Here is a 17,592-nt window from a genome sequence, read left to right as displayed (position 1 = left end):
GGAAGAAAAATGAAAGGGGGATAAAAAATCCCCCTAAAATTACTTAATTTCGACTTTTGCACCTGCTTCTTCAAACTTAGCTTTGATTGCGTCAGCATCTTCTTTTTTGATACCTTCTTTAACTGTAAATGGAGTTTTTTCCACTGCGTCTTTTGCTTCTTTTAAGCCAAGACCTGTTACTTCGCGAACTACTTTAATAACATTAATTTTTTTGTCTCCACTATCTGTTAAGATAATATCAAATTCTGTTTTTTCCTCTGCGGCAGCTGCACCACCACCTGCAGCCGCACCTGCTACCACTGTAGGTGCTGCTGAAACACCGAATTTTTCCTCAAACGCTTTCACAAGCTCTGAAAGCTCCATAACAGAAAGATTACCAATATACTCTAAAACATCTTCTTTTGAAATTGCCATAATTTTCTCCTAAATTTTTATTGCGCTTCTTTTTCTTTGCGTAAATTATCCAACCCTGTAACAAAGTAACGAGCAGGAGCAGTCCAAACGGACAACAACATACCGATAAGCTCTTCTTTGGAAGGCAATTTTGAAACAGCTTCAATATGCTTTGCATCCACAATCTCGCCTTCAAAATAACCTGCTTTTACTACAAGTTTGCCACCCACAGAATCCGAGAATTTACAAATTGTTTTAGCCAAAGAAATCTGATCTTCTCCCCAAACAAAAATGTTATTCTCTTTTAACTCTAATCCTTCCACTCCAAAATTCTTTAGCGCAATCAACGCAAGTGTATTTTTGATCACTTGAACTTTCACATTTTGTTCTCTTGCATTTGCCCTTAAAGATTCCAACTGCTTAACTGTTAAGCCTTTATAATCACAAACCGCAATCGCATTAGAAACTTTAAAATCGGCAGTGAGATTCTCAATTAGAGTAGTCTTTTCTGCTTTTGTCATTTTAACCTCCTTTCAGACGAAAGACTTATATAGGGTAATTTTTAAGCTTTCGCCCCTATAGTCATTAGCCTAAGATAAAAACAAGAATAAATTATTACTTCATATCCATTAATTCTTGAGCGTCCAATGTTAAAGACGGACTCATTGTTAAGGACAATGTTGCGTTTTTGATGTATTTGCCTTTCGCACTTGCTGGTTTTTGCTTGTTGATATTTTTCACAAGTGCAATAATATTTTCCTCTAGCTTTTTAGCCTCAAAGCTTACTTTGCCAACAGGAGCGTGAATAATACCTTTTTTATCTACACGATAATTGACTTGCCCACTCTTTGCATTGCTCACAGCCTTAGAAATATCCATTGTAACAGTGCCTGTTTTAGGGTTTGGCATTAAACCTTTTGGACCTAGGATTCTACCGACTTTACCCACAAGTGCCATCATATCAGGTGTCGCAATCACCATATCAAAATTTAAATCACCATTTTTGATTTGCTCTGCTAAATCCTCATCTCCGACAACATCTGCACCTGCCGCTTTTGCCTCATCTGCTTTCGCGCCTTTTGCAAAAACTGCAACACGCACTTTTTTACCTGTTCCATTCGGTAGTACAACTGCTCCACGAATCATCTGATCAGCGTGTCTTGGATCTACACCTAAACTCAACGCAACTTCAACCGTCTCATCAAACTTAGCGGACGCTAAAGATTTGATTGTTGCAGAAGCGGTTGTAATATCGTATATTTTTTTACAATCTACTTTGTTAATGAGATTTTGCATTCTTTTTGTTAATTTTTTTGCCATATTCTATACTCCAACGCGTCTTTTTAATCTACAACTTCAATGCCCATACTGCGAGCACTTCCCTCAACAATCTTGATTGCTGCTTCCTCTGTATTAGCATTTAAATCGTCCATTTTTGTTTTGACAATATCTAAAACTTGTGCTTTTGTAAGCTTTCCTACTTTGTTTTTTAGAGGATTGTCTGAACCTTTTTGGATTCCTGCTGCTTTTTTAATCAAATCTGTAACAGGAGGTTTTTTTGTGATGAATGTAAAACTTTTATCTTGATAAACCGTAATAATGACCGGAATATTAAAGTTTCCCATATCCTTTGTTTTTTCATTAAATGCTTTACAAAATTCCATAATATTGACACCACGTTGTCCTAATGCTGGACCTACGGGCGGAGATGGATTTGCTTTTCCTGCAGGGATTTGAAGCTTAAGTTCGCCAATAATTTTTTTTGCCATAACTTATCCTTGTCTTTAGTTGTTAAACTATTTTTTCCACTTGTGAATAAAGTATTTCAATAGGTGTGCTACGACCAAAGATTGAAACATTCAACTTTAATTTTCTATGTTCCATATCATATTCTTCTACCGTGCCTGTAAAGTTCGCAAAAGGACCTTCAATGATTCGGACAACCTCTCCTGCTTCAAAAATAATTTTTGGTTTAGGAGCTGCACGATTCTGCACTTTTTCAATAATATGATTAATATCTGCTTCACTTAAAGGTGTAGGTTTTTTTGCCTCGCCAATAAAGCGACTCACTTTTGGTAAAGATTGAATAGTATGCCATAATGCAGTATCCAAATCAACTTTAATAAAAACATATCCCGGATAAAGACTTCTCTCACTGATCTTTTTCTTATTGTTTTTAACCTCAATAATATCTTCTGTCGGAACGACAATATCAGTAATTCGCTCTTCTAAGTGATGTTCCCTTACAAGATTCTCAATACCACGTTTTACAGCTTGTTCGCTACCAAAATATGTCTGAATTGCATACCAATACAATGCCATAAACAAATCCTAAATAATTATAAAATACTAGAAACAAAACTGCCAAGAATAAAATCAACTAATGCCAAAAATAGAGCAATAACCGTTACAACAACAATCACAGAAATAAAAGCATTTCTTACTTGTTCTTTTGTGGGAAAGATGACTTTAGATAGTTCTTCTTTGGATAATCTATAATAGGTAATTAGTTTTTTCATAACTTTGTTTGTCTCTCTTTATTCCAAAAATGGCAGGCCAGGAGGGACTCGAACCCCCAGCATTCGGTTTTGGAGACCGACGCTCTACCATTGGAGCTACTGACCTATATGTTTCAATTGGGTTTTAAGCTAAGGGAAATTTCCCTTAGCTTTTTAGTTTCACTTCTTTGTGAATTGTGTGTTTGTTTAGTCTTGGACAGAACTTCTTAAGCTCCAGTTTTTCTGTCGTGGTTTTAGCATTTTTCATTGTGCTATAATTAATATCACCGCATTCAGAGCATTTGAGTCCGATTTTTACACGATTACCTTTAGCCATTGTAATGCCTATTCAATAATTTTTGTAACAACACCTGCACCCACAGTTCTACCACCTTCACGAATCGCAAAACGTGTTCCGTCTTCAAGTGCGATTGGATTGATTAGCTCAACTGTGATTTTGATGTTATCACCCGGCATTACCATTTCTACACCTTCTGGCAATGTGATTGAACCTGTAATATCTGTTGTTCTAACATAGAATTGTGGTCTATAACCATTAAAGAATGGTGTATGTCTTCCACCTTCATCTTTTGAAAGAACATAGATTTCGCCTTCAAATTTTTTATGTGGAGTAATGGAAGATGGCTTACATAGAACCATACCTCTTTCTACTTCCTCTTTTTTTGTTCCTCTCAATAAAACCCCAACATTATCTCCAGCTTCACCTTGGTCAAGCTCTTTTCTAAACATTTCAACACCTGTTACGGTTGTTTTTTGTGTTGGACGAATCCCTACGATTTCAATTTCATCACCAACTTTTACGATACCTCTTTCAATTCTTCCTGTAACAACGGTTCCACGACCCGCAATGGAAAATACATCTTCAATAGGCATCAAGAAAGTTTTATCTGTTTCGCGCACAGGAGTTGGAATATACTCATCTACCGCATCCATAAGCTTCATAATTTTTTCACTCCATTCACCTAGAGTGCCTGATTTAGCTTCCTCTAATGCCTTGAGTGCTGAACCTGCTATAATTGGTGTATCATCACCCGGAAATTCATAGCTTGATAAAAGTTCTCTAATTTCCATTTCTACAAGCTCTAACAACTCTTCATCATCTACCATATCTTGTTTGTTCATAAACACTACAATGTAAGGAACACCAACTTGGCGAGACAAAAGAATATGCTCTCTTGTTTGTGGCATTGGACCATCTGCGGCAGAAACAACTAGAATCGCTCCGTCCATTTGTGCAGCACCTGTAATCATATTTTTAACATAGTCCGCGTGTCCGGGGCAATCTACGTGCGCGTAGTGTCTCTTTTCTGTTTCGTATTCAATGTGTGAAGTTGCAATGGTAATACCACGCTCTTTTTCTTCTGGAGCGTTGTCAATATTATCATAATCTTTCAATTCTGCTAGACCTTTTGTGGATAGAACAGCAGAAATCGCAGCACTTAAAGTCGTCTTGCCGTGGTCAACATGCCCGATTGTTCCAATATTTACATGGGGTTTAGACTTAACATATTTTTCCTTAGCCATAAGCTTCTCCTAAATTTTAAGTTAAATAGCGACAATTCTACACTATTTTTACCAATTTTAAAATTAAGAATCGTAACATTTTCTACAATTCTATCACAATACTTGAAAAACTGGAGCCCATAAGCGGGATTGAACCGCCGACCTCTTCCTTACCAAGGAAGTGCTCTGCCACTGAGCTATATGGGCATAAAGATACCATAAACCTATAATTTAATATTAGTGTTTTGCTGATTAATAAAGAAAAATCGTAGAATCAGCTCCCAGTATGGAGCGGGAAACGGGGCTCGAACCCGCGACCCTCAGCTTGGAAGGCTGATGCTCTAGCCAACTGAGCTACTCCCGCACGGCTATGGTGGTGAGACGTGGATTCGAACCACGGAAGTCATAAACAGCAGATTTACAGTCTGCCCTCGTTGGCCACTTGAGTATCTCACCCCAATTTTAAACATTAATAAAAACTGGTCAAACACTGAAAAAATTATATAAATTAATGGAGCTGGCAAAGGGACTCGAACCCCCGGCCTGCTGCTTACAAGGCAGCTGCTCTACCAACTGAGCTACGCCAGCATTTCTATAAAACTTTCTACATTTTCATAAATAAAAATGAGACGGAATTTTACCACTTTTTATTTTAATTGTCAATACTTTTTTAAAATTTTAGGTATAATCGTGGTTGCTTAAATTTTGCACAAAGTTTAAAAAGTCAAAAATTTAAGCGAAATTTTTATTAAGGAGTTTCTAAACCAATGAAATACAACCACAAAAATCTTTATCCAAAAGGTTTTAGAAAGAAATATTTTTCACTCGCAGCAATTTTGGCACTCAATAGTGCTTTGTTAGCGCAAAACCAAAACATTGCATTGAATGAAAAATCCAAAAAGACAGAATCCCAAAGTCTTAAACTTTCTATTACCCACGCAGAGGAGTTTGTGGAAAATGCAGATTTTAAAGAGGAGTTTAGCGCAGAGGAAATTCAACAATCCAATGCTCAAAATATCTACGACTTTTTAAATCAACATTCTCTACTCAAAATTACAACAAATTACGGCAATCCTTACACAGCAAACATTGATTTGCGTGGATTTGGACAAAATGGACATAAAAACCTTGCCATTCTTGTAGATGGAATCCGTTTAAACAATATTGATTCTGCTCCCATTTCTTTAAGTAATATCCCGATAGATTCTATTCAGAAAATAGAAATTATACGCGGAAAAGGCACAACAAAATACGGGAATGGCGCAGTCAGTGGAATCCTAAAAATTACGACAAACCGCAAAGCAGGTGGAACACTTAATGTAGGATATGCAAGTTATGACGCGTTTAATTCGCAAATTTTTTCGCGTTATGTTGGAGATACTTTGAATATTGGAGTGTATGGACAATATCAACACAATGAAGGTTCAAGGGCTATCACGCAAGGAAATGAGGAGAAAGATGGAAGTTACAATAAAAATGGTGGAATTACAATCTTTTATTATCCTAACAATTCTACACTTTTAAAATCAAACCTCAATTATTCCAAATACGCTATCAAATACGCAAGCCCCTTAACAAAAGAACAATTTGATAAAAATCCCACACAAGCACCGCTGCCAAGTGCTTGGGGCGGAGACACTTTCACGCACCAAAGACGTTGGGATTTAAATTATAGTTTGGGCTTCACGCACTTTGGAGATTCTGGAATCATAACTGATGTGAATTTCGGCGGTATGCGCAATGAAAGTGAATATATTAACTTTGACAACAAATATGACGGCAAGGGAATCTTTGGGGATTTTAATTCCTCTTTTCGCAACGATTCTTATCTTGCAGAAGTCGGTGGCACACTCAAAACCAATCAACGCGTTCAAAATCATCTAACAAAGGCTCAAGTAGATGAAATGTTGCTTTATCTCAATGGAGAAAAGTATTTTGGGGATTCTACAATCAATGGAGGAATCTCTACACAAAGGATAATTTCTAAACAAGAAAACACCTATACAAACGCAGAAAATCTCTTGGGTGGAGAGCTTGGATTCCATTATCCTCTCACTCCACAAACCGCTATTTTTGCCTCCTATTCACGCAGTTTTGTTACTCCAAATATAGATTGGCTTTTGCGTTACGACCCTATCACTTTTGCCCCAATTCCAAATCAAATCATTGATACAGCTACTTTTGATACTTATCAAATCGGCACAAAAAGCCTTTTTGGAATCCACGAGTTAAGTGCGAATCTCTTTTGGATTCAAGGTAGTGATGAAGCGTATTATGGGCTAAACAAAATTACAGGAATTTACGATAATCAAAGTTTAGGCAAAACGCGCAGAATCGGAGGAGAAGCGAAATTTACCACGCATTTTAATGCGCAAGTCTATTCTAGCCTCGCCTATGCCTATGTTGATGCGACAATGCAAGGAAATGAGGGTTACAAAGGCAACACGATTCCGGGAGTTTCTAAGCACACTTTCAGTGTGGCTCTCAACTACACACCCATTACACAACTTAATCTTGGAATCTCTTACAAATATGGCTCACGCGCGTATGACTATAATGACTTTGATAATGCTAGCACGAAAGCTCCAAATTATCAAAGCCTCAATCTAAGCGCAAGTTATAAGTTCAAAGACTTTGAAATTTATGGCTTTGTGCAAAATCTTACCGACCATAAAAATGCAATTGTTGTGAGTGGCGCATATTACCCCTACGAGTTTGAACGCATTTTTGGCGGCGGCATTAAATACACTTGGTAAGATGATGGCTTTACGATTCTATCTCGCTTACAAGCTTTTAAACTCCCTTTTTTTGGGGGTTTCTTTGGGAACTATTTTTACAATTTACACTCCATTAAATCCCAAAATTTATTCACTAGGCGGAATCGCACTTGCATTAGGAGCATTTATTTTAAGCCTTTTTTATACCAAGCTACTCAATCTAAAGCCTTATAAAAAGATTCTTTTAGGGTTAGAGATTCTGCCTTTTTTCTATCTTTTTGCTTATTTGCTTTTTCCTAATACCTTTTTTGGTGCGCTGATTGTTTATGCACTCTATCAAGCAGGCTTTATTTTTGGAGATTATTTGGGGCGCACCGAAACACTATTATTCCCGCGCAAATTCATTCTTTCACAACTAGACAAACGCAAACAAATCGGCTATCTTTTAGGGCTTGGAATCGCATTTATCTTTTACACAATTTTAGAATTTTTTGGAATCTCGCAAAAAGAATCGCAGATTTATGCAATACATTTTTTGCTACTTTTGCTACAATGCGCTGTATTTTTTACACTCTCTTGTGCCTTTAGGCAAACAAGGACAAAGCAATGGAATCCCAAGACTTAAAAGCCACTTATCGCAAGATTTTCAAGGCAAATTTAATCCAAATTTGCCATTCCAACCAAGCCTATATTAAGGACTGCAAATTACAAAAAAAACTCAAAATGCAATTGGATTCCATTTTGCGATTCCACAAGCTTCACTCTAAGCGTCCTATCCATTTGCTGTTTTATTATCCACTCCCCTTAGAATTTGATATAAAAAAACTCTTAAGGTTCTACCGCAAAAAAAGAAATGTGAAGATTTTTTTGCCCAAAATGAGCGGAGAAAGCTTTAAGGCAGTACAATACAGACTTCCTTTGCAAAAACAAGCCTTTGGCATGTATGAACCTAACGATTCTGCATTTTGGGCTAAAATGGATTGTGCTATCGTTCCTGTGCTTGGCGTGGATAAAAAGTTGCGGCGCATAGGGTTTGGCAAAGGAATGTATGATAGATTCTTTGGGGCAAATCAAGTTTCAAAAGTGATTTTTGTTTGTCGCGACTTTCATTATCTGCCACATATCATTACACAAGATTATGACATCAAAGGAGATGTCTATATCACCCCTTTCAAAACTCTAAAGCACTACGATAAAATAAAATTTTTATCCCAAACAAAAATCACAAGGGCGATTTTATAAAACAAAAAGTTTTGAAGTAGTAAAATTAAAATTTCTAAAATTTTAATAGAAATTAAAAGGTTTGAGTGAGCTTTGAATCTCCAAATACATAATCAAATCTTATTAAACTAAAATAATTTATCACTTTATTTTATTATTTTAAGCTCTACTCAACCCTAACTTTCAAGGACACACAAATGATATTATGGGTTATTACAAGCTCTATTGCTTCAGCCTTAATCGCAGGAGGAGGGAGTTACCTCATCTCGCGCAAACTTTCTGGCGCAAACCTTAAGGTGTTACTAGAGCAATCCAAGGCTAAGGCTAAGGCAATAGAATACGAAGCGGAAAAGATTTTACAAGAATCCAAAATCAGGGCAAAAGATATTGAGATAGAAGCAAAAGAAAAATGCGACAAAGAAAGTGCTAGAATATCCAAAGAATACGAATTGAATTTATTAAACTTTGAAAAAGAAAAGCTAAAAGAATCGCAACGCATTGAAAAAGAGTTTTGCAAAATTGACCACGAAAAACAAGTCTTAAGCAAAGAACGTAACGCCTTTTTTGAGGAACAAAATGCACTGAAGAATCTTAAAATTGCCTATCAAGCAAAGCTAGAGGAACTCACTTCAAGCCTCTCTCAAATCTCTTGTATGACGAAAAATGAAGCCAAAAATATGCTACTAGAACGAATCAAAGAGGAATCCAAGAGGGAATGCGCAAAACTAATCAGAGAACAAGAGGCAAACGCCAAATCTGAAGCAAAAGCAAAAGCAAACTATATCTTAGCCATAGCAACTTCGCGTTTTGCAGGAGAGTTTGCAGCAGAGCGACTCATTCACACAATTGTTTTACCAAGTGATGATTTAAAGGCGCGGATCATTGGCAAAGAAGGGAGAAACATTAAATGCCTAGAAATGATTTGTGGAGTGGATATTATCATTGATGATACCCCAAATGTGATTATTATAAGCTCTCACAATCTCTATCGGCGTGCGATTGCAGCAGAAACCATTCACCGCTTGGTAGAAGACGGGCGCATTCAACCAGCTAGGATTGAAGAAATCTATCAAAAATGTTTTGAGGATTTTGAGGAAAAAGTCTATCAAGAAGGTGAGCGTGTGGTGCTTGATTTAGGCTTAAATGGAATCCACCCAGAAATCAAGCGATTAATCGGCAGATTGCGCTATCGTGCAAGTTATGGACAAAACGCCTTAACGCATAGCCTAGAAGTAGCCAACCTTGCAGGAATCATCGCCGCAGAACTTGGAGGAGATTGTATGCTTGCCACACGCGCGGGATTATTGCACGATATAGGCAAAGCGCGGACGCACGATTTTAAAGGCACACATGTAGAATTAGGAGCAGAGATTGCAAGACGATACAATGAACACCCAGTGGTATTAAACACGATTCTTTCTCATCACGGAGATGAGGAGATTAAAAGTGTGGAAGCTGCGGCTGTTTGTGCGGCTGATGCCCTTTCTGCTGGGCTTCCGGGAGCTAGACGCGAAGTGCTAGAGAATTATCTACGGCGCGTAAGTGAAATTGAGAAAATTGCCACTTCCAAAATGGGTGTTTTACACGCTTATGCTATTAATGCTGGGCGAGAAGTGCGCGTAATCGTAAAATCAGAGGATATTAGCGATGAGGAATCCTATCTCCTTGCCAAAGAAATTGCAAAAGACATAGAATCGCAAGTGCAATATCCGGGCGAAGTTAAAGTTAGCGTAATCCGCGAAACAAGAGCTTGTGCGGTAGCGGGGTAAAAAAATTGAAAGGTAGAAATTGAAAAAAATTATCACTTTTTTCGTCAATCTAGTTGTGAGATTTTATCTATCCAAATATCCAATCCACAAACTCCCTCAACCTACCAAATTGCAAAACATAAAACATATCCTCTTGTTTTCCAATACCGCTTTAGGTGATACGATGATGAGCACACCCGCAATAGCGCAAACAAGACAAGCTTTTCCAAGTGCAAAAATCACTCTTTTTATCTCTAAAACCATCTACCCACTTTTTCAAAATTATGAATATGTTGATAATTTCTTGATTTATCAAGGAGGATACAAAGGTTTCATTAGCGATATTATTAAAATGCGAACTTTAAAGCCTGATTTAGTATTAATGTTTCACAGCAATGGTCCTATGGATATTCCATCGGCTATTTTAAGTGGGGCAAAATATATTTTAAAGACTTCAAGAAATAACGACAAAGAGCAATTACTCTCTACAAAACTACCCTTTTATGCGCATTTTATCCCAGCAAGACTGCAGACACTTTCATATGTTACCCTTGAAAATTATCATAATATCCCGATGAGACTTCCAGCTAAATATCACGCATTTAACGCGAATAATGCGGGGGGGGGCAAAAAATAGGATTCCAAATGCGCACTAGCAAAGAACGTAGAGAATGGGGAATAGAAAATTTCGCCAAGTTAGCCACGATGATTTTAGAATCCTATGCAACAGCAACAATATTTTTATCAGGAACATTATCAGAAAGAGAGTATTGCAACTCAATTTACTCATTTATTCCAAAAGATTTACACGAAAGAATCCACAATCATTGCGGAAAATACAGCCTTGATGAACTTCCCTATTTTTTAAAAAGTTTGCATTGTTTTGTTACAGGTGATACAGGTCCTATGCATTTATGCGGTGCGCTTGGGATTCCAAGTGTTGCTTTGTTTTTGGGTGGTGCTTCTCCCACAGGAAGTGGAATCTTGCAAGACAAATCAATCCACATAGAAATCCAACAAGAATCTCCTGAACTAATTACTCCTCATCAAATTTTTGAATCGTTGGAAACATTAATAAAAAATTAAGTATAAATTAGAACAAAAAATACAAAATCTTAAAAAACCACATCTAAAGAATATAGAGCAGAAAATATTTTCTTAGATTGGATTTAGTCAAACATCTTTACACCTAATAAATGCACATAAATGTCGGAAAAATTGCGTAGGATGTCGCCAATAAATTCTTATTGGATTTTCTTTGCACTTATCTTGCCAACATTTAAAATAATATTCTACATACTCCGCCCTTGCAATATACAATGGCTCTTCGGCTCTAAACCCTTTTTCTTCAAATAAATGGGTTTTACTTTTATGGACAAATAGTAATAGATTCTGCCTATACCAAAAGCCTATTTTTTCATTATTCCAGATTTTTTTACGCAAAATATCAAAACATACATAATCAAATTTTGCAAACAAATCTGCCCAATATTTTGGTGGCTGTTCATTAATGTGTTCTGTTCCTCCTTGATGAGGAATCGCTGCAGAAAACAATACAATATCTGAAAACATTGTCAAGAGTTTAATAAAATTTTCTGCATATTGCTTTTCTAAATGTTCTGCGACTTCTAAACTTTCTGCTAAATCAAATGGCTTCTTATCGGATTCTGGTATATTTTGCATTACATTCCTAAAAATATCATTGGCATCCGCTGTCAAATCTACTTGCTTATAATAATCTTTAGCAATATAAAATAAACTCTCTTCGACGCCATTGCCATCAATACCAAAATATTTTAAATTTGGTTTAGCATCAGCCCAAGCCTTAAGCCAAGTCCCAACACCACAGCCAACATCTATAATGCTCTCTATATCAGTAAATAAGCCCCCCCCCCTCATATAAGAGATTACTTCTTTAGCTGAATCATAACTTTCCTGCATTTGAGAACGATAAAAATTTTCATCATAGATATTTTTACTCATTTCTTAACCCTTTAAATCACGAATTATTTTATGATATAATACCAAAAAAACATAGAGATAGTTCTTTTGTAATTACAACTTGCGCCATAAAAGCCCCAAAGATTTACACGAAAGAATCCACAATCATTGCGGAAAATACAGCCTTGATGAACTTCCCTATTTTTTAAAAAGTTTGCATTGTTTTGTTACAGGTGATACAGGTCCTATGCATTTGTGCGGTGCGCTTGGGATTCCAAGTGTTGCTTTGTTTTTGGGTGGTGCTTCTCCCACAGGAAGTGGAATCTTGCAAGACAAATCAATCCACATAGAAATCCAACAAGAATCCCCTGAACTAATTACTCCTCATCAAATTTTTGAATCGTTGGAAACATTGATAAAAAATTAAAAGCCATTATACAATAATATATGCCATAGAAAGCCATAAAGCAAAGCCTAGACTTTTACAAAAAACTCAAAAAATGTTATAATATAAGGTTTTTTATAATATTCTATAATCTAATAAGTTTTGGTGGTTAGTTTGAAAAATCTCTTTATGGTTGTCAAAGACTTCTCTTTGTTTGGCGGTATTAATCGTGTCGTAGCAAACTTAAGTCATTTATTTGCTAAGGAATATAAAGTTACTATCGTTTCCATAACAATGCAAACTAAAACTCCGTCTTTTGATATACCAAAAGAGGTCTCCATTATTAATTTTTCAGAGGTTTATCCGAATTTTTCTACAAAAAATTTCCTAGATAAACTTAAATTTTCTTGGCATTTTAATCAACTATTGCCGAAAAATTCTCAAAATTTTGTCATTGTGCATCAGCTTTTAATTCCTTTTTTTAAAGCCAAAAACACTACCTATATTCGCCATTATCACGGAAATTTTGAAGATGGCTTCAAAAAATATCTTTACAAAAAACCTCTCTTGCCACGTATTAAACTTTTTGACTTTTTAGTCATTTTGCACGATAGACAAATAGGACTTTGGGGGAAATTGCATTCCAACATAAAAGTAATTCCAAACTTTATAAATACCATTCCCTTGCCAACAACAGGTATTTACCAAAAGGTTGTCATATCCATTGGGAGATTTGAACAAGAAAAGGGATTTTTAAGACTAATTGATATATGGAAAATAGTACAAGAAAACCCCAATATGCAAGATTGGAAATTGCATTTAGTTGGAGAAGGAAGCGAAAAAGAACAAATGATTATAAAAATAAATTCCTTAAAATTGCAAGATTCTATAACGCTAAAGCCCTTCACGCAACAAGTTTCCCAAGAATACAAACAAGCAGCAATCTATGCAATGGGTAGTTATCGCGAAGCTTTTCCAATGACACTCTTAGAGGCAAGTTCTTATGGCATCCCTTGTATTGCATTTGAAGTCAATGGTACGTGCGCGATATTAGAAAATGAAAGAACAGGTATTCTAATTCCAAACGATGATTTAGAGGCTTTTGCCATTAAGCTTCAATCCTTAATGACTTCTTTAGACTTAAGAAAATCTCTGGGAAATAAAGCAAGAGAACAAGTAATCCAATATTTCACATCAAACAATATTTATCACAAATGGAAAGAAATCTTATAAACAAAAAGGGAATAAGCCAAATGGATTTAAAAGTCAAATTTTTCATTATTATTCCAATTTATAATGTAGAACCTTATTTAACTCAATGCCTAGACTCTGTTTTAAACCAAACCTATTCTAATTTTGAAGCGATTTTAATCAATGATGGTAGCACAGATTCTAGTGGAAAAATCGCTCAAGAATATGCCAATAAAGATTCTAGATTTACTCTCGTTTCTCAAGAAAATCAAGGAGCGTCTGTTGCTAGAAATAGTGGCTTAAGGGTGGCTAAACAAAAATGGCAAGAGCTAGGCAATATAGAAAGAGAGAATAGCTACATTTGTTTTTTGGACTCTGACGATTGGTGGAAAACAAACACACTAGAACATTTTACTGAGATTTTATCAAATAACACAAGCAAAAACATAGATATAATAATCTCCAATCAGATGCATGTTGATTCACAAACGCAACAATCAAAAAACAATCTCTTAAACGCTAGGTTAGAGAATCAAATTTTTACCTCACAAACTCTAATTAATGAGCTTTATAACGATAAGACAAACTTCATTCTTACAGGAATTTGGAGTGGTATTTATTCTTGTAGTTTTCTCTTTAAATGCAATATTTACTTTATTCCTAAAATATTGAGTGAAGATGTAATTTTCGCTACAGAATGTGTCTTAAGTGCAGATTCTATTTATATAGATTCTACCCCACTTTATCATTATAGGCTATCTTGCAACTCAGTCTCAAGAGATAAAAGCCAAAAAAATATGCGAAAACACGCTGATAGCTATTTTTTCATCACAAAACATTTCTATACTTTGAAAGATTCCTATAATGAACCCTACAAGCAATATTTAGAAAAAGTTACCAAATGGTCTCTAATGGAATCTTTACAGCTTTTAAAAAGATTTGGATACAAAAATGTTAGTTTCACAAAAAATGACTTAAAACAATATCGTCATCTTTTGGAAAAAAGACGATTGCTAGTTATTTATTTCCCTAGACTTTATGGATTACCAAAGAGAATAAAACAATATTTAAAATCTAAATTTACAAGGAAATAAATGCGTATTCTCTGTATTACCGATAAACCCTACAACGAAGAACACACATCCATAAAAGGCGTCTTTGAAAAATATCTTTTAGAGTATGCAGAGGTGCATTGCGTCTATTTTACCAAGGATTCCAAAGCATACAAACCCTGCTTTGAAAATAATCGTTTTATCCTGCCCTATTCTACCAAACACAGAAAACTTATCCAAAACCTTATGAATCTTGGAGGAAATTTACTAGACTATGACTTCATCATTGTGCGCAACTTTTATGGGATCGCAAAGCAAATTTTACCTTTCCACAAACAAGTGATTTTTTGGGAGACTTTTCCGCACGATTACCGCAGGCTTTATGAAGCACAAAGAGACAAAAAGGCAATAGGACGCAAGAAATTAGAATACAAGATTAAATTCTTTTTGCACAACAAAATCCTAAACAAATGTATTGCTTACCTCACAATGACACCTCAACTTCAAAAAACTTTTCAGCCAAATCTCAAGATTCCTGTGCATTGTATTCCAAGTGGGATTGACTTTGAGCTTTTAAACAATGAAGTCATTATGCACAACATTACTTCTATAAACCAACCCTTAAAGTTAATTTATATCGGCGCAATAGATGAAAACAGGGAATTAGCAAAGATAATAGAGGCAATTTCTGAAGCAAAAGGAGAGTTTGTTTTGGATATTTTTAGCAAAAGCTCCAATCAAGAAGTAGAAAAAATCCGACAAATTACTACTAAAGACACAAGAATCTCTTTGCGCCCACCCTTACCTTTTAGCAATCTTTTGACAAGGTTAAGCACTTATGATGTTGGATTAGGTATTATCCCTAATACTCCTCTTTATAGTGTCTCCTCTCCGATTAAAGCAATGGAATACGCAGGTAACGCGGTGATTCCGCTTCTTAATGATTTGCCCGAATATTTAAGGCTTTTTGATAAATCCAATGCGTTTTTTACCGCAAATAATCCCGATTCTATCACAAAAACACTAGAGGAGATTCTCTCCACCGCTAAAGAATCGCTTATATGCAAGAAACAAGCAACTTTCAAAAACGCGCAAGAGAAAATGGACTACAAAATAATCGCCAAAAATTTCTACAATTTTCTACTTTCCTTGCAATCTAGTAATCTGCATACAAACCAAATCACGGGAGACTAATATAGCACTTAATTTATGTGAATCTCAATAAATCCTATACATCACCCGAATGCGAATTTTAGTTTTCACGCTTGGATAAGGATAATCTTTATAAGCAATTTTAATCGTGTGAATGCTATTGTCATCTAGCAGTCTAAAGCCACTTGGTGTTAGGAGTTTCAGCTCGGATATATCGCCATTTGGGTGCAAATAAAACTCCACAATATTATCCCCTTGTTGCCCCATTTTACCTGCGATTGTTGGGTATTTTAAATACCTTTGAGTAATGCGTCCAATTCCACTTAAATTATTCTTGATAAACTGCCTTTGCTCCGCATCAAGTGAGCCAAATTCCTCACCATACAAGTCTTTTATTTCTTGGTTAGACATATCTTTACCAAAATCATAAATAGAGGGGGAATCCGGTGTCCCTGCACTCCTTTGTGGCTGTGGTTTAGAGAGGCTTTGCGCTAAAGCATTATTGGATTTGGATTGCTGGGCTTGGGAGGCTCTAGCGGGTTGATTTTTCTTAGGAGGCGTAGGCTTTGGTTTAGGCTTTTGGGGTTTGGGCTGTGGCTTGGGAGGCGTAACATTCTCTTTGGTTGGCTCTTGTGTGGATAAATTTGGAGGAGGCGTGGTTGTTGGAGTTTGCAATTCTACTTTCTCTCTTGCTTGATTGTCTCCACCTTGTGAAAACCTAAAAGACTTCAAACTCACACGCTCACCCTCTTTTGTTCCCATTCTTGGAGGGTGATAAAAATCACTCACACTAGATTCCCATAAAAAAAGCGCAAACAACAGAATATGGATTGCTAAGGATAAACAAAGCGCAAGGAAACTATTTCGCTTCTTCACTTGGTAACTCTGTCTTCAATAATTCCTTAAACGATTCTTGAGTATTGCTTTTGAATGATGTTATATTATAGGAATCTACTAATGTTGTATTGTTTGGGCTTAGAATCACCAAATATCTTTTTTCATAAGCCTCAAACACGATTAATTTACTATTGATTCCTAAAGTTGTAATGGATTCCACCTGCACGACATTTGGTAGATTTTCTTTATCAAACAATGCACCAAATACATTGGTTTTGCGCATTTTGATTTGCGGAGCGTTTAAGCGGTTTTTTACATACCACAAAAATAGCAAAAGACCAATTAGGATTAAAATAACACCAGAATATTGCAACATACTCACACTTTCAAGGGGTGATTTCCCTGTTTCAAAAGAAAATTGCAAAGATTCAGAATCGGTTTTCATTCCTTGCAAAAAATCCTTTGTTGCATTCACATTTCCCGCGGACGCTCCCCCTTGAATCTGATTGTTAGCACCCAAGATTCCACACAAAAAACATAACCCAAAAGACACAAGAAATAGTCTCATACCGTGCTAATACTCTCTCTTGTTAGATAATAAATAATAGCATTAGAATCCAAAATTTCATTGACACGAATGGCTAAATTTTTCTCATACACCATTACTTCACCCTTGCCAATAATACGCCCATTAATGTAAATTTCCACACTTTCACCCGCAGGTTTTTGCAAGTCAATAATAGAGCCTTTCTCAAACCGCAAAATATCTAACAAAGGAACTTTTGTAGAACCAAGCTCGGACTTAAAAATCACACCCATATCTAAAAGCCCACTATAATTGTTCATAATTCCATCTAAATAACGCGCTAAATCCTCTTGTTTTGGTGCTTGGATTTTAGCTAATGTAAATTCATCTGCTGGCATAATTTCCCT

The 17,592-nt window shown here is 36.0% G+C and carries 22 protein-coding genes and 5 tRNA genes; 10 read left to right on the top strand and 17 right to left on the bottom strand.

Going from position 1 to position 17,592, the window contains the following annotated elements:
• Positions 1-39 precede the first annotated feature (39 nt).
• The 13 genes from rplL to BS85_RS0106640 all read right to left on the bottom strand — a co-directional run bounded on the left by rplL (position 40) and on the right by BS85_RS0106640 (position 5,003).
• On the bottom strand, positions 40-414 hold the full coding sequence (gene rplL / locus BS85_RS0106700) for a 50S ribosomal protein L7/L12 (protein ID WP_026944114.1): 375 nt from the start codon (positions 412-414) through the stop codon (positions 40-42).
• Between the two features lie 17 nt (positions 415-431).
• Entirely contained in the window at positions 432-914 is a 483-nt protein-coding gene (gene rplJ / locus BS85_RS0106695) for a 50S ribosomal protein L10 (RefSeq protein WP_026944113.1), read from the bottom strand.
• A gap of 94 nt (positions 915-1,008) precedes the next feature.
• Complete coding sequence (gene rplA / locus BS85_RS0106690; protein ID WP_026944112.1) at positions 1,009-1,713, bottom strand: 50S ribosomal protein L1; 705 nt, start codon at positions 1,711-1,713, stop codon at positions 1,009-1,011.
• A gap of 23 nt (positions 1,714-1,736) precedes the next feature.
• Positions 1,737-2,162: a 50S ribosomal protein L11 gene (rplK, locus tag BS85_RS0106685; protein WP_006802142.1), complete on the bottom strand. Its 426-nt coding sequence runs from the start codon at positions 2,160-2,162 to the stop codon at positions 1,737-1,739.
• 22 nt (positions 2,163-2,184) lie between these two features.
• On the bottom strand, positions 2,185-2,709 hold the full coding sequence (gene nusG / locus BS85_RS0106680; protein WP_026944111.1) for a transcription termination/antitermination protein NusG: 525 nt from the start codon (positions 2,707-2,709) through the stop codon (positions 2,185-2,187).
• 23 nt (positions 2,710-2,732) lie between these two features.
• Positions 2,733-2,912: a preprotein translocase subunit SecE gene (gene secE / locus BS85_RS0106675; RefSeq protein ID WP_026944110.1), complete on the bottom strand. Its 180-nt coding sequence runs from the start codon at positions 2,910-2,912 to the stop codon at positions 2,733-2,735.
• Positions 2,913-2,942: 30 nt separating this feature from the next.
• Positions 2,943-3,018: transfer RNA gene (locus tag BS85_RS0106670), tRNA-Trp, on the bottom strand.
• Between the two features lie 39 nt (positions 3,019-3,057).
• Positions 3,058-3,228, bottom strand: a complete 171-nt coding sequence (gene rpmG / locus BS85_RS0106665; RefSeq protein WP_006802145.1) for a 50S ribosomal protein L33 — start codon at positions 3,226-3,228, stop codon at positions 3,058-3,060.
• An 8-nt stretch (positions 3,229-3,236) separates the two neighbouring features.
• Positions 3,237-4,436, bottom strand: a complete 1,200-nt coding sequence (gene tuf / locus BS85_RS0106660; protein WP_026944109.1) for an elongation factor Tu — start codon at positions 4,434-4,436, stop codon at positions 3,237-3,239.
• A gap of 111 nt (positions 4,437-4,547) precedes the next feature.
• Positions 4,548-4,622: transfer RNA gene (locus BS85_RS0106655), tRNA-Thr, on the bottom strand.
• Between the two features lie 80 nt (positions 4,623-4,702).
• A tRNA-Gly gene (locus BS85_RS0106650) sits at positions 4,703-4,779 on the bottom strand.
• 7 nt (positions 4,780-4,786) lie between these two features.
• A tRNA-Tyr gene (locus tag BS85_RS0106645) sits at positions 4,787-4,871 on the bottom strand.
• 56 nt (positions 4,872-4,927) lie between these two features.
• Positions 4,928-5,003: transfer RNA gene (locus BS85_RS0106640), tRNA-Thr, on the bottom strand.
• Between the two features lie 179 nt (positions 5,004-5,182).
• On the opposite strand from BS85_RS0106640, the gene BS85_RS0106635 reads away from it, so the two are divergent.
• The 6 genes from BS85_RS0106635 to BS85_RS0106610 all read left to right on the top strand — a co-directional run bounded on the left by BS85_RS0106635 (position 5,183) and on the right by BS85_RS0106610 (position 11,187).
• Entirely contained in the window at positions 5,183-7,171 is a 1,989-nt protein-coding gene (locus BS85_RS0106635) for a TonB-dependent receptor (RefSeq protein ID WP_026944108.1), read from the top strand.
• On the top strand, positions 7,107-7,757 hold the full coding sequence (locus BS85_RS10445; RefSeq protein WP_245596309.1) for a hypothetical protein: 651 nt from the start codon (positions 7,107-7,109) through the stop codon (positions 7,755-7,757). The genes BS85_RS0106635 and BS85_RS10445 overlap by 65 nt, the downstream gene beginning before the upstream one ends.
• Positions 7,739-8,374, top strand: a complete 636-nt coding sequence (locus tag BS85_RS0106625) for a 5-formyltetrahydrofolate cyclo-ligase (protein ID WP_026944107.1) — start codon at positions 7,739-7,741, stop codon at positions 8,372-8,374. Before BS85_RS10445 ends, BS85_RS0106625 begins: the two co-directional genes overlap by 19 nt.
• 176 nt (positions 8,375-8,550) lie before the next feature.
• A complete protein-coding gene (rny, locus tag BS85_RS0106620; RefSeq protein ID WP_026944106.1) occupies positions 8,551-10,122 on the top strand; it encodes a ribonuclease Y in 1,572 nt (523 codons plus the stop codon).
• 19 nt (positions 10,123-10,141) lie between these two features.
• Entirely contained in the window at positions 10,142-10,738 is a 597-nt protein-coding gene (locus BS85_RS0106615; protein WP_026944105.1) for a glycosyltransferase family 9 protein, read from the top strand.
• An 8-nt stretch (positions 10,739-10,746) separates the two neighbouring features.
• Positions 10,747-11,187 (top strand): glycosyltransferase family 9 protein, encoded by a 441-nt coding sequence (locus BS85_RS0106610; protein ID WP_026944104.1) that lies wholly within the window; start codon positions 10,747-10,749, stop codon positions 11,185-11,187.
• An 87-nt stretch (positions 11,188-11,274) separates the two neighbouring features.
• On the opposite strand, the gene BS85_RS0106605 is transcribed toward BS85_RS0106610, so the two are convergent.
• The gene (locus BS85_RS0106605) at positions 11,275-12,084 is read right to left on the bottom strand and encodes a class I SAM-dependent methyltransferase (protein WP_026944103.1); all 810 of its coding nucleotides are present in this window, start codon (positions 12,082-12,084) and stop codon (positions 11,275-11,277) included.
• Between the two features lie 79 nt (positions 12,085-12,163).
• Between BS85_RS0106605 and BS85_RS0106600 the strand changes: the two genes are divergently transcribed.
• From BS85_RS0106600 to BS85_RS0106585, 4 genes are all read left to right on the top strand, one after another.
• Positions 12,164-12,469, top strand: a complete 306-nt coding sequence (locus BS85_RS0106600) for a glycosyltransferase family 9 protein (RefSeq protein ID WP_026944102.1) — start codon at positions 12,164-12,166, stop codon at positions 12,467-12,469.
• 132 nt (positions 12,470-12,601) lie between these two features.
• Positions 12,602-13,660: a glycosyltransferase gene (locus BS85_RS0106595; RefSeq protein WP_084310218.1), complete on the top strand. Its 1,059-nt coding sequence runs from the start codon at positions 12,602-12,604 to the stop codon at positions 13,658-13,660.
• Between the two features lie 20 nt (positions 13,661-13,680).
• On the top strand, positions 13,681-14,712 hold the full coding sequence (locus tag BS85_RS10875; protein ID WP_026944100.1) for a glycosyltransferase: 1,032 nt from the start codon (positions 13,681-13,683) through the stop codon (positions 14,710-14,712).
• Positions 14,713-15,864, top strand: a complete 1,152-nt coding sequence (locus BS85_RS0106585; RefSeq protein ID WP_026944099.1) for a glycosyltransferase family protein — start codon at positions 14,713-14,715, stop codon at positions 15,862-15,864.
• A 24-nt stretch (positions 15,865-15,888) separates the two neighbouring features.
• Here BS85_RS0106585 and BS85_RS0106580 read toward each other — a convergent pair whose 3' ends face one another.
• The 3 genes from BS85_RS0106580 to fliN are packed head-to-tail and all read right to left on the bottom strand — an operon-like array spanning position 15,889 to position 17,583.
• Positions 15,889-16,698: an energy transducer TonB gene (locus tag BS85_RS0106580; protein ID WP_026944098.1), complete on the bottom strand. Its 810-nt coding sequence runs from the start codon at positions 16,696-16,698 to the stop codon at positions 15,889-15,891.
• On the bottom strand, positions 16,682-17,227 hold the full coding sequence (locus tag BS85_RS10435; protein WP_211246903.1) for a hypothetical protein: 546 nt from the start codon (positions 17,225-17,227) through the stop codon (positions 16,682-16,684). The genes BS85_RS0106580 and BS85_RS10435 overlap by 17 nt, the downstream gene beginning before the upstream one ends.
• The gene (gene fliN / locus BS85_RS0106570) at positions 17,224-17,583 is read right to left on the bottom strand and encodes a flagellar motor switch protein FliN (protein ID WP_026944097.1); all 360 of its coding nucleotides are present in this window, start codon (positions 17,581-17,583) and stop codon (positions 17,224-17,226) included. Before fliN ends, BS85_RS10435 begins: the two co-directional genes overlap by 4 nt.
• Between the last annotated feature and the right edge of the window lie 9 nt (positions 17,584-17,592).

This window comes from Helicobacter rodentium ATCC 700285, assembly GCF_000687535.1.
GTDB lineage: Bacteria > Campylobacterota > Campylobacteria > Campylobacterales > Helicobacteraceae > Helicobacter_D > Helicobacter_D rodentium.
Note: the sequence above shows the minus strand (reverse complement) of the source record. Positions and strands in the feature narration are given on the sequence as shown.